Source organism: Bradyrhizobium sp. BR14999 (assembly GCF_056106085.1).
In genome coordinates, this window is the sequence record NZ_CM148536.1 from 1,332,539 (window position 1) to 1,349,391 (window position 16,853).

At 64.6% G+C, this 16,853-nt stretch carries 16 protein-coding genes; 6 read left to right on the top strand and 10 right to left on the bottom strand.

Features of this window, described 5'->3' with window-relative positions; all coding sequences use genetic code 11:
• Positions 1-21: 21 nt before the first annotated feature.
• Complete coding sequence (locus ACR9YP_RS06275; protein WP_249759057.1) at positions 22-522, bottom strand: septal ring lytic transglycosylase RlpA family protein; 501 nt, start codon at positions 520-522, stop codon at positions 22-24.
• Between the two features lie 636 nt (positions 523-1,158).
• Between ACR9YP_RS06275 and ACR9YP_RS06280 the strand changes: the two genes are divergently transcribed.
• The 6 genes from ACR9YP_RS06280 (at position 1,159) to ACR9YP_RS06305 (ending at position 8,073) form a co-directional block, all read left to right on the top strand.
• Entirely contained in the window at positions 1,159-1,719 is a 561-nt protein-coding gene (locus ACR9YP_RS06280; RefSeq protein WP_091893114.1) for a F0F1 ATP synthase subunit delta, read from the top strand.
• On the top strand, positions 1,719-3,248 hold the full coding sequence (gene atpA, locus ACR9YP_RS06285) for a F0F1 ATP synthase subunit alpha (protein WP_370990232.1): 1,530 nt from the start codon (positions 1,719-1,721) through the stop codon (positions 3,246-3,248). Before ACR9YP_RS06280 ends, atpA begins: the two co-directional genes overlap by 1 nt.
• 174 nt (positions 3,249-3,422) lie before the next feature.
• Positions 3,423-4,295 carry a F0F1 ATP synthase subunit gamma gene (locus ACR9YP_RS06290; protein ID WP_438103592.1) on the top strand — a complete coding sequence of 291 codons (873 nt, stop codon included), beginning with the start codon at positions 3,423-3,425 and terminating at the stop codon, positions 4,293-4,295.
• Positions 4,296-4,329: 34 nt separating this feature from the next.
• On the top strand, positions 4,330-5,772 hold the full coding sequence (gene atpD / locus ACR9YP_RS06295) for a F0F1 ATP synthase subunit beta (RefSeq protein ID WP_128930666.1): 1,443 nt from the start codon (positions 4,330-4,332) through the stop codon (positions 5,770-5,772).
• 88 nt (positions 5,773-5,860) lie between these two features.
• Positions 5,861-6,268, top strand: coding sequence for a F0F1 ATP synthase subunit epsilon (locus ACR9YP_RS06300; protein WP_091893122.1), 408 nt, complete (start codon positions 5,861-5,863; stop codon positions 6,266-6,268).
• A gap of 146 nt (positions 6,269-6,414) precedes the next feature.
• A complete protein-coding gene (locus ACR9YP_RS06305) occupies positions 6,415-8,073 on the top strand; it encodes an adenylate/guanylate cyclase domain-containing protein (RefSeq protein ID WP_474219227.1) in 1,659 nt (552 codons plus the stop codon).
• Between the two features lie 163 nt (positions 8,074-8,236).
• Here ACR9YP_RS06305 and ACR9YP_RS06310 read toward each other — a convergent pair whose 3' ends face one another.
• From ACR9YP_RS06310 to ACR9YP_RS06350, 9 genes are all read right to left on the bottom strand, one after another.
• Entirely contained in the window at positions 8,237-8,737 is a 501-nt protein-coding gene (locus ACR9YP_RS06310) for an RNA pyrophosphohydrolase (RefSeq protein WP_370990229.1), read from the bottom strand.
• A 64-nt stretch (positions 8,738-8,801) separates the two neighbouring features.
• A complete protein-coding gene (locus tag ACR9YP_RS06315) occupies positions 8,802-9,308 on the bottom strand; it encodes an RNA pyrophosphohydrolase (RefSeq protein ID WP_091893128.1) in 507 nt (168 codons plus the stop codon).
• A gap of 81 nt (positions 9,309-9,389) precedes the next feature.
• Positions 9,390-10,613 (bottom strand): divergent polysaccharide deacetylase family protein, encoded by a 1,224-nt coding sequence (locus tag ACR9YP_RS06320; protein ID WP_438103590.1) that lies wholly within the window; start codon positions 10,611-10,613, stop codon positions 9,390-9,392.
• 328 nt (positions 10,614-10,941) lie between these two features.
• Positions 10,942-12,297 carry a S41 family peptidase gene (locus ACR9YP_RS06325; RefSeq protein ID WP_128930672.1) on the bottom strand — a complete coding sequence of 452 codons (1,356 nt, stop codon included), beginning with the start codon at positions 12,295-12,297 and terminating at the stop codon, positions 10,942-10,944.
• Positions 12,294-13,628, bottom strand: coding sequence for a murein hydrolase activator EnvC family protein (locus ACR9YP_RS06330; RefSeq protein ID WP_438103589.1), 1,335 nt, complete (start codon positions 13,626-13,628; stop codon positions 12,294-12,296). Before ACR9YP_RS06330 ends, ACR9YP_RS06325 begins: the two co-directional genes overlap by 4 nt.
• A gap of 32 nt (positions 13,629-13,660) precedes the next feature.
• The gene (gene rlmH, locus ACR9YP_RS06335; protein WP_128930673.1) at positions 13,661-14,143 is read right to left on the bottom strand and encodes a 23S rRNA (pseudouridine(1915)-N(3))-methyltransferase RlmH; all 483 of its coding nucleotides are present in this window, start codon (positions 14,141-14,143) and stop codon (positions 13,661-13,663) included.
• Between the two features lie 92 nt (positions 14,144-14,235).
• Complete coding sequence (gene rsfS / locus ACR9YP_RS06340; RefSeq protein WP_128942457.1) at positions 14,236-14,592, bottom strand: ribosome silencing factor; 357 nt, start codon at positions 14,590-14,592, stop codon at positions 14,236-14,238.
• A gap of 214 nt (positions 14,593-14,806) precedes the next feature.
• Complete coding sequence (locus ACR9YP_RS06345) at positions 14,807-15,451, bottom strand: nicotinate-nucleotide adenylyltransferase (RefSeq protein WP_438103588.1); 645 nt, start codon at positions 15,449-15,451, stop codon at positions 14,807-14,809.
• Positions 15,452-15,471: 20 nt separating this feature from the next.
• Positions 15,472-16,767 carry a glutamate-5-semialdehyde dehydrogenase gene (locus tag ACR9YP_RS06350; protein WP_438103587.1) on the bottom strand — a complete coding sequence of 432 codons (1,296 nt, stop codon included), beginning with the start codon at positions 16,765-16,767 and terminating at the stop codon, positions 15,472-15,474.
• Positions 16,768-16,853 lie beyond the last annotated feature (86 nt).

Genomic DNA, 16,853 nt, shown 5'->3' on the forward strand with positions numbered 1-16,853 from the left:
GTGCGAGGCGCTTGGAGCGCCTTAGGAGACGACTTCCGCGGTGACGCGGCCGACGCCGGCGCCGGTGAGGCCGATGGCGCGGGCTGCGCCCGTGGAGAGGTCGAGCACACGGCCGCGAATGAACGGGCCGCGGTCATTGATGGTGACGATGACGCTCTGGCCGCCATGGGTGACGCGCAGCTTGGTGCCGAACGGCAGCGAGCGGTGCGCGGCGGTCAAGGCGTTCTGGTTGAAGCGCTGGCCCGAGGCGGTCCGGCTGCCGGACTCGTTGCCGTAATAGGAGGCCATGCCTGAGAAGCTGCGGCCCGTGCCCGACGACGGCGTCATCGCGGCGTTGGCATTGCGCCAATCGGAGCTCGCGTTGGTATCGTTCTGGACGTGGTGGCGGTGATGGTGATGCCGGTGATGCCTGGATTTGGCGGAAGCTTCGGTGGCAGTTCCACCGATGACGAGAGTTGCGGCAACGAAAGCAATCGCCGTGCGCGGCCGGGTCACAAAGCCCAGCGTCTTCAAAGACAGCATATAGTGGTCCCTAAGCTAGTATTGCCACATATGTGGCTAGTGGAGCCCCTCTCAGTTTGTGAGCGGGATCGCGTTTCCTTTCGCAATGCGGCATGAATTGGGCAGTAAATCTGTTCTGTTTCGTCATGAAATATCTTGTTACCTGCCTCTGATATTCAGGCGATGTTCCGTAATCTTTTGCTTTAACAATTCATTAACCAGCCCATTACTTGCTAATACTGTAGAGTGAAGTCATCGCCGTCAGCGTTTAGAATTGGGTAAGTATTCCTCGAGTGGAACCGACATGACGGGACTCACGTCTCTGCGATCTGTGTTCATGGCGGCTATGCGCTGGGAGCAGGAACCAATGGGCGCCGGCCGGCTGCAAGGCTCGCGGCAATTCCGTGGCGCGGCAGGTCATCAGCGTCATTCGCGGCGTGCGACGAACTGGCAACAGAACCCCATGCCTTTAATTTGGCGTCATGTTGCACCTGCGCGCCTGCTATGTTAGCAAAGCCGCGATTTTAACGAGCCCGGCACCTCCCGTGCTGGTCGAAAATCGAAGTCCCGCTTGAATTCCAAGGGCTTGGATCGCTAGGCGCCGCTTCGTGGCGACGGTTTTTCCCTTGCGAGTTTGACAGCAAAAAGAGCGCGTCTGTGGCTGCAGAAGATACGTCCGTTTCAGGTGTGTCCGGCCGTTATGCAACGGCCTTGTTCGAACTGGCCCGCGACCAGAAAGTGGTCGACGAGGTCAAAGCCGATCTCGACAAATTCGATGCCTTGCTCAACGAAAGCGCCGATCTGAAGCGCCTCGTCCGCAGCCCGGTGTTCGCGGCCGACGCCCAGTCCAGGGCCCTGTCGGCCGTGCTGGCCAAGGCCGGCATCGCCGGTATCTCCGCCAATTTCCTGAAAGTGCTGACTGCCAACCGCCGCCTGTTCGCGGTGTCGGACGTCATCCGCGCCTACGGCGCCCTCGTCGCCAAGTTCAAGGGCGAGACGACGGCCGACGTCACCGTCGCGGAAGCGCTCTCGGACAAGAATCTCGACGCCCTCAAGGTTGCCCTGAAGTCGGTGACCGGCAAGGACGTCGCGCTGAACGTGAAAGTCGATCCCTCGATCATCGGTGGCCTCGTCGTCAAGCTGGGCAGCCGCATGGTGGATGGTTCGCTTCGCACCAAACTCAATTCGATCAAGCACGCGATGAAAGAGGCAGGCTGATGGACATCCGCGCCGCGGAAATTTCCGCGATCCTCAAGGACCAGATCAAGAATTTCGGCCAGGAAGCTGAAGTCTCCGAAGTCGGACAGGTGCTGTCCGTCGGCGACGGTATCGCCCGCGTCTATGGTCTGGACAACGTCCAGGCCGGTGAAATGGTCGAGTTCGAGAACGGCACTCGCGGCATGGCGCTGAACCTCGAAACCGACAACGTCGGTGTCGTTATTTTCGGTGCCGACCGCGAGATCAAGGAAGGCCAGACCGTCAAGCGCACCCGCGCCATCGTGGACGCGCCGGTCGGCAAGGGTCTGCTCGGCCGCGTCGTCGACGCGCTCGGCAATCCCATCGACGGCAAGGGGCCGATTCAGGCTGACAAGCGCATGCGCGTCGACGTCAAGGCGCCCGGCATCATTCCGCGCAAGTCGGTGAACGAGCCGATGGCGACCGGCCTCAAGGCGATCGACGCTCTGATCCCGATCGGCCGCGGCCAGCGCGAGCTGATCATCGGCGACCGTCAGACCGGCAAGACCGCGATCGCGCTCGACACCATCCTGAACCAGAAGCCGCTCAACGCGCAGCCGGACGAGAACATCAAGCTGTATTGCGTCTACGTCGCGGTCGGCCAGAAGCGTTCGACCGTCGCGCAGTTCGTGAAGGTGCTGGAAGAGCAGGGCGCGCTCGAATACTCGATCGTCGTCGCCGCCACCGCCTCGGATCCGGCGCCGATGCAGTACATCGCGCCGTTCACCGGCTGCACCATGGGCGAGTACTTCCGCGACAACGGCATGCACGCGGTCATCATCTATGACGATCTGTCCAAGCAGGCCGTCGCCTACCGCCAGATGTCGCTGCTGCTGCGCCGCCCGCCGGGCCGCGAAGCCTATCCGGGCGATGTGTTCTACCTGCACTCCCGCCTGCTCGAGCGCGCGGCGAAGCTGAACAAGGACCAGGGCTCGGGCTCGCTGACCGCGCTGCCGGTCATCGAAACCCAGGCAAACGACGTGTCGGCCTACATCCCGACCAACGTCATCTCGATCACCGACGGCCAGATCTTCCTGGAAACCGACCTGTTCTTCCAGGGCATCCGTCCCGCGGTCAACGTCGGTCTGTCGGTGTCGCGCGTCGGCTCCTCGGCGCAGACCAAGGCCACCAAGAAGGTCGCCGGCAAGATCAAGGGCGAGCTGGCGCAGTACCGCGAAATGGCGGCGTTCGCGCAGTTCGGCTCCGACTTGGACGCCTCGACTCAGCGCCTGCTCAACCGCGGATCGCGCCTCACTGAGCTGCTCAAACAGCCGCAGTTCGCGCCGCTGAAGATGGAAGAGCAGGTCTGCGTGATCTGGGCCGGCACCAACGGCTACCTCGATCCGCTCCCGCTCAACAAGATCAAGGCGTTCGAGGACGGTCTGTTGTCGCTGCTGCGCGGCAAGAACGTCGAGATCCTCAACTCGATCCGCGACACCCGCGATCTCAGCGACGACACCGCCGGCAAGCTGAAGTCGGTGGTCGAGGGCTTCGCGAAGTCCTTCGCATAAGGCCGTCGTGGCCGGGCTAAAGCGCGAAGCGCGTCTTCGCATCTGATGTCCCGGCCATCCACGCGTCACCGCGTGGAGCGAGAAGACGTGGATGCCCGGGACAAGCCCGGGCATGACGACTGGGATAGGCTAGCGGCTTGATCCAAGAGATCGAACCGCCGGGGTGAACGAAGAATGGCGTCACTTAAAGACATGCGGGTGCGCATCGCCTCCACCAAGGCGACGCAAAAGATCACCAAGGCCATGCAGATGGTCGCGGCCTCCAAGCTGCGCCGCGCACAGACCGCCGCGGAAGCGGCGCGTCCTTACGCCGACAAGATGAGCGCGGTGATCGGTAACATCGCCAGCGCCGCCGCCGGTTCGCCCGGCGCGCCCAAGCTGCTGGCCGGCACCGGCAGGGACCAGGTTCATCTTCTGCTGGTCTGCACCGGCGAACGAGGCCTGTCGGGCGCCTTCAACTCCTCGATCGTGCGTCTCGCGCGCGAGCACGCGCAGTCGCTGATCGCGCAGGGCAAGGAAGTCAAAATCTTCTGCGTCGGCCGCAAGGGCTACGAGCAGCTCCGCCGCCTGTTCGAAAAGCAGATCGTCGAGCATCTCGACCTGCGCAGCGTTCGCCAGCTCGGCTTCGTCAATGCCGAGGACATCGCCAAGAAGGTGCTGGCCCGTTTCGACGCCGGTGAGTTCGACGTCTGCACGCTGTTCTATTCGCGTTTCAAGTCGGTGATCGCACAGGTCCCGACCGCCCAGCAGATCATCCCGCTGGTGGTCGAGGAAAGCGCTGCCGCCACCACGACGGCTTACGAATACGAGCCGGAGGAGGACGAGATCCTCGCCCGCCTGCTGCCGCGCAATCTCGCGGTGCAGATCTTCCGTGCCCTGCTCGAGAACAACGCTTCGTTCTACGGTGCGCAGATGTCGGCGATGGACAACGCCACCCGCAACGCTGGCGAAATGATCCGCAAGCAGACGCTGGTCTACAACCGCACGCGTCAGGCTCAGATCACCAAGGAACTCATCGAAATCATCTCCGGCGCAGAAGCAGTCTGACCGGACACGAAATTCGGATCGAAGGAGACAGTAAATGGCTACAGCAGCCACCCAGATCGGTCGCGTCACCCAGGTCATGGGCGCCGTCGTCGACGTGCAGTTCGAAGGCCACCTGCCGGCCATTCTCAACTCGCTGGAGACCAAGAACGGCAACAACCGCCTGGTGCTCGAAGTCGCGCAGCACCTTGGCGAATCGACCGTCCGCACGATCGCGATGGACGCCACCGAAGGTCTGGTGCGCGGCCAGGAAGTGACCGACACCGGTCAGCCGATCTCGGTGCCCGTGGGTGACGGTACGCTGGGCCGCATCATGAACGTCATCGGCGAGCCGATCGACGAGGCTGGCCCGATCAAGTCGGAGGGCACTCGCGCCATCCACCAGGAAGCGCCGACCTATACCGACCAGTCGACCGAAGCTGAAATTCTCGTCACGGGCATCAAGGTCGTCGACTTGCTCGCGCCCTACGCCAAGGGCGGCAAGATCGGCCTGTTCGGTGGCGCCGGCGTCGGCAAGACCGTGCTGATTCAGGAACTGATCAACAACGTCGCCAAGGCGCATGGTGGTTACTCGGTGTTCGCCGGCGTCGGCGAGCGTACCCGCGAGGGCAACGACCTCTATCACGAGTTCATCGAGTCCAAGGTCAACGCCGATCCGCACAATCCGGATCCGAGCGTGAAGTCGAAATGCGCGCTGGTGTTCGGCCAGATGAACGAGCCGCCGGGCGCCCGCGCCCGCGTCGGCCTCACCGGTCTGACCGTCGCCGAGCACTTCCGCGACCAGGGCCAGGACGTGCTGTTCTTCGTCGACAACATCTTCCGCTTCACCCAGGCCGGCTCGGAAGTGTCGGCGCTGCTCGGTCGTATTCCTTCGGCGGTGGGTTATCAGCCGACGCTCGCCACCGACATGGGCGCGCTGCAGGAGCGCATCACCACCACCCAGAAGGGCTCGATCACCTCGGTGCAGGCCATCTACGTGCCGGCCGACGACTTGACCGACCCGGCGCCCGCGACCTCGTTCGCGCACTTGGACGCCACCACCGTGCTGTCGCGCGCGATCTCGGAAAAGGGCATCTACCCCGCGGTGGATCCGCTCGACTCGACCTCGCGCATGCTCTCGCCGCTCGTCGTCGGCGAAGAGCACTACCAGACCGCCCGTATGGTCCAGCAGGTGCTGCAGCGCTACAAGTCGCTGCAGGACATCATCGCCATTCTCGGCATGGACGAGCTGTCGGAAGAGGACAAGCTGACGGTGGCGCGCGCCCGCAAGATCGAGCGCTTCCTGTCGCAGCCGTTCCACGTCGCCGAAGTCTTCACCGGATCGCCGGGCAAGTTCGTCGAGCTCGCGGACACCATCAAGGGCTTCCGCGGCCTCTGCGAAGGCAAATATGACCACCTGCCGGAAGCTGCCTTCTACATGGTCGGCACCATCGAAGAAGCCGTCGAGAAGGGCAAGAAGCTGGCCGCTGAAGCGGCTTAAGAAGCGAATGGCGAATGGGGAGTAGCGAATAGTCCGCTGCTCCCAGTTCGCTACCCGCTATTCGCTACTCACCATTCGCAGGTTCTTCATGGCCACCTTCCACTTCGATCTCGTCTCTCCCGAAAAGCTCGCCTTCTCCGGCGAGGTCGATCAGGTCGATATTCCCGGCGCCGAGGGTGATTTCGGCGTGCTCGCCGGACACGCGCCGGTGGTGGCTGCGGTTCGTCCCGGCATTCTCACCATCACCACGGGCGGCACGCATCAAAAGATGATCGTGCTCGGCGGCCTCGCCGAAGTTTCGGAGAACCGCCTCACGGTGCTCGCCGACGTTGCCACCTCGATCCAGGAGATCGATCGCGCGCAGTTCGCCGAGACGATTGCCGAAATGGAAGCAAAGCTTGCCGAGAAGGAAGGCTCTGAGCTTGATCACGCCATCGAGCGGCTCGACCATTACAAGACCATCCAGAACGTGATCGGCACCACGGCTATGCACTAAGCCCCGGGGCACCGCTCCGGGGCTCAAGCTCAAAATTCCCGAATCAACTCAGCGCTCGTCACACCCGTGGCGGGCGCTGAACTTTGTTGCACCGCGTCGCCGATAACGGCATTCTGCAGTCGCGAATTTGTTCCGGGGCTGGGCAGATGAAACGCAAGATCGCAGCGATTTTCGCAGCCGATATTGCCGGTTACTCGAGACTGGTCGCGGAAGACGAGCAGGAGACGCTGCGGCGTCTCGCCTCCTATCGCGAGGTCGTCGACGATTTCATCGCCAAGTCGGGCGGGCGCATCTTCAACACGGCGGGCGATGCCGTGCTCGCGGAATTCCCGAGCGCGGTCGACGCGGTGCGCTGCGCCATCGACATCCAGGAGAGCTTACGGACCCGCAACATGGCCTATCCGCCGAGCCGGCAGATGTCGTTCCGCATCGGCATCACCATCGGCGACGTGGTCGAGCGCGACGGCGATCTCTTGGGGGACGGCGTCAACATCGCGGCGCGGCTGGAAGGGCTCGCCGAGGTCGGCGGCATCTGCGTCTCCCGCGCCGTGCACGAGCAGGTCGCCAACAAGCTGTCGGTCCAGTTCGCCGATATCGGTGCCCAGGAGGTCAAGAACATCCCGACGCCGGTGTACGCCTACATGGTGGCGATGCGGCGCGAGGACGGAACCTACGCGAAACCGCAGCTGAAGAAGCAGGCCTCCAAGCTGGCCGCCGCGCCCGTGTGGATGTGGCCGCTGGTGGTCGCCGTCGTCTCGATCGTCGCCATCGGCGTCAGCGGCTTTCTCTACAACACCAAGCTCAAGCAGACGGCGAGCATCGTAGCGCCGCCGGACGCGACGCCCAGTGCAGCTCCGACTGCAAATGCGGCGGCGACGAGCCCGATGCCAACTCAAATGGCGAAGGCGCCGATGACGCCGCCGAATGCCGGCGCCGCGATGGCGCCGATGCCGTCACCGTCACCGTCGGCTTCGCCGATATCAGGCAAATTTCCTGCCGAGAGCGTGCCCTTCATCAACGAGCGTGTTCGCAACTACCTTGCTGGCGACTATTCCGCTGCCGCCGACTACAAGGCCTTCGCGCTCAATGTCGGCGGCTTCACCGGCTCGGCGTTGAACCAGCCGAACGAAGAGGCCGCGCGCAACATGGCGATCGAGCAGTGCCAGAAGCGCGCCGACGCCGCGCAATCGCCGCGGCGCTGCGAGCTCTATGCGGTCGGCAACACCATCGTTTATGCGCATGGCAAGCCGCCGATGCCATCACAGCCCTTCGTGCGGCACGACGCCATGACCGAGCGGCCGTTCGCGTCGAAAGACTTTCCGATGGTGCGCGATCCCCAGAAAGTCCGGCTCGAGAACATGTTCGCACCGGCCGCGAAATCCCGCTCGGTCGCGCTCGGGCCGGGCGGACAATATTTCATGGTGCTGGGCGCCGCATCGGCCGACGACGCGGCGCGGCGTTCCCTGGAATCGTGCGGCGCCATCGCTGGCGTTGCCTGCCTGGTCGTCGCGATCGACGACAATTTCGTCGTGCCGATCGCGACCCTGTTCAGGATCACCGGCTTCTTCAGCGCCGCCTCCAATGCCTCGATCGTGGCGGATGCGCGCGGCGAGGTCATGCGCAAGCTCACGGACACCATGGGCTGGAACGCGGTCGCGGTCGGCACCGCCGGCCGCCCGGGTCTCGGCGTGAACGCCGCCGACGAGCAGACCGCCGTCAATTCCGCGCTCGCCGACTGCGCCAAGCGCGACAGCGATTGCCACGTCATCGCCATCGGCCCGTTCACCGTGGGGCCGATCAATTAGAGCTTGCTCTGATCCCGACCAGCGCGCAGACGACGCTGCGTTCCCTCCCCCACAAGGGGGGAGGGAATGAGAAATGGTGCTTCCCTCACACGCAAATTTTCGGCGAAAATTCGCGAATGATTTCAAACCCTGTTCTACTGTGCCTGGGGTTGATTTCGCAGTTTTAGTTTCCGAACGTCGCAAACTGCTCTGCCACGGCGCGATAAACGTCGCGGCGGAACGGCACCACGAGGCTGGCGACACGGTCGAGGCGCTCCCAGCGCCAGGCGTCGAACTCCGCCGGCTGGCCGTTGCGCGGCGTCAGCGGATCGATCTCGTCGTCCTTGCCGGTGAAGCGCAGCGCAAACCACTTTTGCCGCTGGCCGCGGAATTTCGCCAGCCGATGCGTCTGCGGTCCGTCGTAAGGCGGGAATTCATAGGTGAACCAATCGGTCTCGCCGAGATAGTCGGCGCTGACCACGTTGGTCTCCTCCCAGAGCTCGCGCATCGCCGCATCGCGCAGATTCTCGCCGTCGTCGACGCCGCCCTGCGGCATCTGCCAGTCGAGGCCTGGCAGGATGATCTCGGGCCCGTCGCCCTTGAAGCGGTGGCCGATTAGCACGCGGCCGTCGGCATTGAACAGGGCGATTCCCACGTTGGGGCGGTAGGGTTTTTCATCGGTCACGCATGGATCTTTCGTTGTCACTCCGGCGGTGCCTTTAGCACCGAACCCGGCGAGACAATTTGATTTACTGATCCGCAAGCGCGGAAAATTCCTTCACCACGCGCTCATAGACCGGGCGCTTGAACGGGATGATCAATCCGGGGAGATTCTTCATCGGCTCCCAGCGCCAGCTCACGAACTCGGCCTTGTGGCCGCCGCCGCCGGGCTTCTCGACATTGATCTCGCTGTCCTTGCCGGTGAAGCGCACCGCGAACCATTTCTGGCGCTGGCCGCGGTAGCGGCCCTTCCAGGCGCGTCCGGCGACCGTGCGCGGAATGTCGTAAATGAGCCAGTCCGGAACCTCGCCGAGCCGCTCGACCGAGCGCACGCTGGTCTCTTCATAGAGCTCGCGCTTGGCGGCCTCCCAAGTGTCCTCGCCGGGATCGACGCCGCCCTGCGGCATCTGCCAGACATGGGCGTCGTCGACATGCTCGATGCCGCCGGCGCGGCGGCCGATGAACACCAGTCCCTTCGTGTTGATCAGCATCACACCGACGCAGGTCCGGTAGGGCAGATCCTCGTAACGCGCCATTCCGCCAGACCCCCTCACATACTGTTGTCGGTAGGGCCTGAAGCGGCCCCGCGGGGACCCGTGCCGTACCAATTCGTTGATTTAGCTGGATTTTGATTTCAGCATCGCAGTTGTCAATGGCACCAAAAGGATACCCCGGTCGCCCAAAGACTTGGTCCAGGCGCCGATGCGCTCGATCGAGACCGGCAGGGCCGAGGCCGTGCCGACGGCGATGCCGCGCTCGCGCGCCGTCGCTTCGAGCTTGTTCAGGGCGCGGTCGATCTCGGTCGGGGTCGGCACCACGTCGATCGCAATGTCGCCCTTGCCGAACGGCATCGCCTGGTTGGCCGCGGCCTGGGGCGCGATGCTGCGGGGCGAGGAGCCGTCGTCGAAGAAGCCGAGCCCGCGCTTGGCCGCCTCGCGGATGATCGGCTGCATTGCCGGCTCCGTAGCGATGAAGCGGGCGCCCATGAAATTGGTGAGGCCGGCATAACCCTGCATCCGGCTCAGGTGCCAGTACAGGCGGTCCATGTTCTGGTCGGTGCTGAGCGAGGTCAGCAGCGTCTGCGGCCCGGGATCGTTGTCGGGGAAGTCGTAGGGCTCCATCGGGATCTGGAGGAAGATCTCGTGACGCTGCGCGCGCGCCCGCTCGGCGAGCTTGCCGGGGTCGGATCCGTAGGGTGTGAAGGCCAGCGTCACCGCCGGCGGCAGCTTCATGATCGCATCGGTGGTCTTGGCGGCACCGACGCCGAGTCCGGCGATCACGATGGCGACCACCGGCATCTTGGCGGCCTTGGCGCGATCGGCATCCGCCGCGTAGACGTTGAACGGCTTCATGTCGCCGGCGATCACCGGGATCATGCCGTAGCGCGACTTCTCCAGCAGTTTTGGATCGATCCCGGCCATGACAGGCGGCGGTGTCGAAGCCGCCCCGCCCTTGTCGGTGGCCTCGCCCGCGCCGATCACCACGTCATGGCGTGCGCCGGTGGAGCCGTCGATCATGGTGACGGTCTTCTGCTCACCGGGAGCGGCCTGCTTCGGCGCCTCCGTGGTCTCGTGCTTGCTCTCTTGCTTGCTTTCGCCGGCATGGCCCGAGGCCACCGGCTTTTCATCCGTGGCTTTGGGCTCGCGGATCGCGATCCGCGTCATCGGCTCGCCGCCGAGCGGATCCCTGTTGAAGATGGCGAAGCCGGCAAAGGTCGCCAGGAACAGGAGAAGCAGGACGGCAAGCAGCTGCATGGCCGTGAACGGCAGCCGCAGCCGGCCTTTCCGGCGCGGCTTGTCCTGTCCGAGCGGGGCGCTCAGATCGTCGGCCGTTTCAGTCATGCGCGATCCCGAATCACTCGCAATGACGATACCACGCCGAGGTCAAGCGGCGGCAGGCCGGGATAGGCCGGGGACGCGTGATCGAATCGGCTGCACCCTTGACGCAGGTGCGCTCCCTCTCCCGCGCGCGGGAGAGGGTTGGGGAGAGGGTGTCTCCGCAGAGAGACCCCCCAGAGGAGAAAGCCCTCACCCGCGCCTTCGGCGCGACCTCTCCCGCAAGCGGGAGAGGTTAGGAAGCGTCGCTCCTCCGGAGCCACGGGCCTAAGATCCAAGCAAAAAGGGCGGCTTCCTGCAGCCGCCCTTTGCGAGAGATTCGTCTAAGCCGATTCTAGTTCGCCGCTTTGGGCTTGTCGGCGGCGGCCTTGTCGCCACCCGGCGTGGGCGCGGCCGAGGCGCTGTTCTTGATGCCGTGGAGCAAATCGTCGGCGAGCTTGAGCGCCTTGTCGTCCTTGGCGTCCGGCGGGACGTAGGACTGCGAGCCGGTCTTCTCGTCGCCGTCGTTCTTGAGGTGGCCGCGCAGCGACGCTTCGCCCTTGGTGTCGGTGCGGGACTTCAGCTCGTCCGGCACGTCCTGAAGCACTTCGATGTCGGGGACGATGCCCTTGGCCTGGATCGACTTGCCCGACGGCGTGTAGTAGCGCGCCGTGGTCAGCCGCAGCGCGCCGTTGCCGCTTCCGAGCGGAATGATGGTCTGCACCGAGCCCTTGCCGAACGAGCGCGTGCCGACGATGGTCGCGCGCTTGTGGTCCTGCAGCGCGCCGGCGACGATTTCCGACGCCGAGGCCGAGCCGCCATTGACCAGCACGATGACCGGCTTGCCCTTGGTCAGGTCGCCCGCATGCGCGGTGCGGCGCTGGGTCTCCTCGGCATTGCGGCCGCGGGTCGAGACGATCTCGCCCTTCTCCAGGAAGGAATCGGAGACGGTGACCGCTTCCTCCAGCAGGCCGCCCGGATTGTTGCGGAGGTCGATGATGTAGCCCTTCAGCTTGTCGCCGATCTGGTTCGAGAGATTGGTGACCTCACGCTTCAGGCCTTCGGTGGTCTGCTCGTTGAAGGTGGTGATGCGGATATAGGCGATGTCGTCGGCCTCGACGCGCGCGCGCACCGAGCGGACGCGGATGTTGTCGCGCACCAGCGTGACGTCGAGCGGATTGTCCTGGCCCTTGCGGATGATCTTGAGCTTGATCTTGGTGTTGACCGGACCGCGCATCTTCTCGACCGCCTGGTTCAGGGTCAGGCCCTGCACCGCCTCGTCGTCGAGATTGGTGATGATGTCGTTGGCCATGATGCCGGCCCGCGAGGCTGGCGTGTCGTCGATCGGCGAGACCACCTTGATCAGGCCGTCTTCCATCGTGACCTCGATGCCGAGGCCACCGAACTCGCCGCGGGTCTGCACCTGCATGTCGCGGAAGCTCTTGGCGTCCATGTAGCTCGAATGCGGATCGAGGCCGGTGAGCATGCCGCTGATGGCGGATTCGATCAGCTTGGTGTCATCGGGCTTCTCGACATAGTCGGAGCGCACGCGCTCGAAGACGTCGCCGAACAGATTGAGCTGGCGATAGGTGTCCGCGGTGGCGGCTCGCGCGCTGGAGCCCATGAACACCGCGCGCGGCTGGGTCACGAACAGCGTCAGCGCCGCGCCGGTGGCTGCGCTGAGGAGGATTACTGAAGTCTTGCGCATCATCCGCGAACCTTCTCGCCTTCATTTGCGGCCCACCATGGGCCTGGATCGACTGGAGTGCCGTCCTTACGGAACTCGACATAGAGCACAGGTTGACTCGCGTTCGTGGCGAGAATGGAGGCGACTTGAGATGTCGACCCCATGGTCGCGACCGGCTCCCCCGTGAGCACAAACTGTCCGATGTTGACCGAAATGCGCTCCATCCCGGCGATCAGGACATGATACCCGCCACCAGCGTTAAGGATCAAGAGTTGTCCATAGCTGCGGAAGGGGCCGGCATAGACCACCCAGCCGTCACACGGCGTTGTGACCTGGGAGCCTGGCTTGGTCGCCAGCGAAATGCCCTTCTGGACCCCGCCGACCCCATCGGAACCGCCAAAATCCCTGATCTTGTTACCGTTAACCGGAAGAGGCAGGAGCCCCTTGGTCGACGCGAAGGCAATCGCGGGCGCGGTCCGGGACCGGTCCTTGAAAGCGGCCGGACCAGACTTGGCACCGGTATTGGCGCTGGCAGCCGCCTTCGCCTCGGCCTGCTTGGCCGCCTCAGCCGCCTTCTCAGCAGCCTTGGCGGCGCTTTGCAGGTCCTGCTCCATCTTGGTGATCAGGCCCTGGAGATCGCCGACCTGCTTTGACAGCATGATCGCGCGCGAATTCTCGGCGTCGAGGTCCTTTTCCCGCGCCGCCTGCTGGCGCTGCCGCTCGTCGACCAAAGCCGTGAGCCGGCTCTGGTCGTTGCGGACCCTGTCGCGGTCCAGGGCGAGCTGGTCGCGTTCGCTGGCGATGTTCTTGCGCAGCGCCACGAGCTCGCCGAGCTCGCCGGCGATCGCCTCGGCGCGGCCGCGCAATTCCGGCACAACCGCGCCGAGCAGCATCGCGGTGCGCAGGGATTGCAGCGCATCTTCGGGGCGCACCAGCAGCGCCGGTGGCGTGCGCCTGCCGGCGCGCTGCAAGGCCGCCAGCACTTCGACGATGTCGGCGCGGCGCGAATCGAGCGAGGCGCGCATCTGTTGCTCACGGCCGTTGAGATTTCGCAGCCGGGCTTCGGCTTCGTCGATCTTGGCCTCGACGGAGCGCACATTGGCGGCGGTGTCGATCAGCTGCTGATTGAGCTGAGTGCGGTCCTGACCGAGCGCGGTGATCTCGGCCTTGAGCTTGGCCTGCGCTTCCTCGGCGCTCTTCTGCCTGGCGCGCGCGGCCTCGAGCTCCTGCTCGCGCTGCTTGATCGCATCGGGCGAGACGGCCGCGGTCTGCGGCGGCGTCGCCGTCTGAGCTTGCGCGAGGCTTGCGCCGGCGACGCTCGCAATCAGCAACAGGTTGAGGAGCGGCGCTCGCATCTTGTCGGCAAAGGTGCTCGTTATGGCGCGCATCACGCGCGGTGATAGGGGTGGCCGGCCAGAATGGTGGCGGCCCGATAAAGTTGTTCCAGAAGCATGACGCGGACCATTTGGTGCGGCCAGGTCGCAGAGCCGAACGCGATCGCGAGCTTGGCCTTACGGCGCAATTCGGGCGAAAGTCCGTCCGCCCCTCCGATCACGAAGATAGTATGTCCGGCACCCTCGTCGCGCCAGCGCCCGAGATGGCGTGCGAATACGGTGGAATCCAGATTCTGGCCGCGCTCGTCCAGCGCCACCAGGATCGACTTTTCCGGAATATGCGCGCTTATCGCCGCGGCTTCTTCGGCCATCCGCGTCGCGGAGTCGCGCGCACGGCTTTCCGGGATTTCGTGGACGGTGAGCTCGCGGAATCCGAGCTTGCGGCCGGCCTCGTCGAACCGCTCGAAATAGCGGTCGGCAAGCTCCCGTTCGGGGCCCTGCTTCAGCCGGCCCACGGCAATGATAGCAACACGCATGATGGTCAGCGTCGTGTTTCAGGGTCGCGCGCATCAGGCGCGCGCACGACGCTACCATGCGCGTCAGCCGATTCGAAATCGGCTCAGTGAGCCTAGATCGCCTTCGCCGCCCCTGGGCCCTGCGTATACAATCGCTCGAGATTGTAGAACTCGCGGACCTCGGGTCTGAACACGTGCACGATCACATCGCCGGAATCGATCAGCACCCAGTCGCAATTGGGCAAGCCCTCGACATGGATGTTCTTGATGCCGTTTTCCTTGAGGCCCTTCGTGACGTTGTCCGCGATCGCGCCGACGTGCCGGTTCACCCGGCCGGTGGTGACGATCATGTAGTCGGAGTACGTCGATTTGCCGCGAAGGTCGATGGTGACCGTCTCTTCCGCCTTCATGTCCTCGAGGCGGGAGAGGATCAGGCTCAGCGTCTTGTCGGCGTCGGGTTGCGCCTTCAAGGCCGCAGCTTTGGTCGATGTTTTACGCGTAGGCTTAGCAACCTTGGGTAAAACAGACTTGGACAATACAGATGTGGCCAGGGACCATTCCTTTCACTGTATCGCGAACGCCGAATCCGACGCTCACCGGTTACACTACATCATGTGGGGTTAAGGCTTTCAATATGCCAGAGAGCCCCAAATCCACACACTCCGTCTCACTTCGTACCTTTTCTCACTTCGTACCTTTCCAGCTCCCGTCCGGGTTCCGCAGGCCTGTCGAGGAGAGATTCAGCTTCAATCCGGTCAAAAACACCCAGGCCGGCGCCGGCTGGTCCGCAAGCAGCGCTGCCTTGTCCTCGGGCAGGCGGTAGCGCGATAGCGCTTGGCCTGCGGGCGAGGCGAGGGCGCGAAAACTCTGCGGCGGGCGATCGATGACTGCCACCGGCACCTGGGCGGCGATGCGCCGCCAGTCCTGCCAACGGTGGAATTGAGCGAGGTTGTCGGCGCCCATAATCCAGATAAAGCGCAAGCCAGAGAAGCGGCGGCGCAAGATGTTGATCGTGTCGATAGTATAGCGGGTACGAATGACGGATTCGAGACAGCTCACCTCGATCCTGGGATCGTTGGCGACCTCGCGCGCCGCCTGCATGCGCGCGCCGAGCTCTTGCAATGCGCCGTTCTCCTTGAGCGGATTTCCCGGCGTCACCAGCCACCAGACGCGATCGAGCTGCAATCGCTTCAGCGCGAATTGGCTGATGGCGCGATGGGCCTGATGCGGCGGGTTGAACGAACCGCCGAGCAGGCCGATGCGCATGCCCTCCGTATAGGGCGGGACCGCTTGCGCCACGAAATGCGGCACGACGAATGTGTTGCTCAATACCCGCCCCGCGACGTTGCTTACGGCCGCGTCTGCCCGGTGCCGCGAACGCGATATTTGAAGCTCGTCAACTGTTCGGCGCCGACAGGGCCGCGGGCATGGAAGCGGCCGGTGGCGATGCCGATCTCGGCGCCGAAGCCGAACTCGCCGCCATCGGCAAACTGCGTCGAGGCGTTGTGCAGCACGATTGCGGAATCGACCTCGCTCAGGAATTTGTTTGCGGCGGTCTCATCCGCGCTCACGATGGCATCGGTGTGATGCGAGCCGTGGTTCTGGATGTGCGCGATGGCGCCTTCGACGCCGTCGACCACTTTCGCTGCGATGATGGCATCGAGATATTCGGTGTCCCAATCATCTTCGCTGGCAGGCTTTACGCGCGCATCGGTCTTCTGCACGGCGTCGTCGCCGCGCACTTCGCAGCCGGCCTCGATCAGCATCTCCACCAGCGGCTTCAGGCTCTTTGCGGCTCCCGCGCGATCGACCAGCAGCGTCTCGGCGGCGCCGCAGACACCGGTGCGGCGCATCTTGGCATTGAGCACGATCGACTTTGCCATGGCAAGATCGGCGCTGCCGTCGACATAGACGTGGTTGACCCCCTCGAGATGCGCGAACACCGGCACGCGCGCTTCCTGCTCGACGCGCGCGACGAGGCTCTTGCCGCCGCGCGGCACGATCACGTCGATGGCGCCGTTCAACCCTGATAGCATCATGCCGACCGCCGCACGGTCGCGCGTCGGCACCAGCGTGATCGCTGCCTCGGGGAGGCCCGCTTCGCGCAGGCCCTGCGCCAGGCACTCATGGATGGCGCGGCAGGAACGAAAACTGTCGGAGCCGCCGCGCAGGATCACGGCATTGCCGGACTTCAGGCACAGCACGCCGGCGTCCGCCGCAACGTTCGGCCGGCTCTCGAAAATCACGCCGACGACGCCGAGCGGCACGCGCACGCGCTCGATGGTCATGCCGTTCGGCCGCTGCCAGCTTTCGGTGACGACACCGACCGGATCGGCAATGCCACGCACGATGCCGATGCCCTCGGCCATCCCTTCGACGCGCGCCGGCGTCAGCGTCAGGCGGTCGATGAAGGCGGAGGTCGCATTGCCGGAGGCGCGGGCCTCGGCGACGTCCTCGGCGTTGGCGGCGAGGATCGCCGCAGCGTTGCCGCGGATCGCCCGCTCCATGGCTTCCAGCGCCCGGTTCTTCTGCTCCGGCGGCGCCAGCGCCAGCACCCGCGCGGCGGCGCGGGCCTTGGCGGCGAGATCGGACATCAGCGCCTGGAGATCGGCATTGCCGTCGACGGCTTTGAGGGGGGCGGCCATGGGGTCAACCTTCTGCTAAGGCAGTGTCCTAGCACGGAAATCCCGCGTCTGCGAAGGGCGGGGAGGGTATGGCTGGTTTCCCCGGT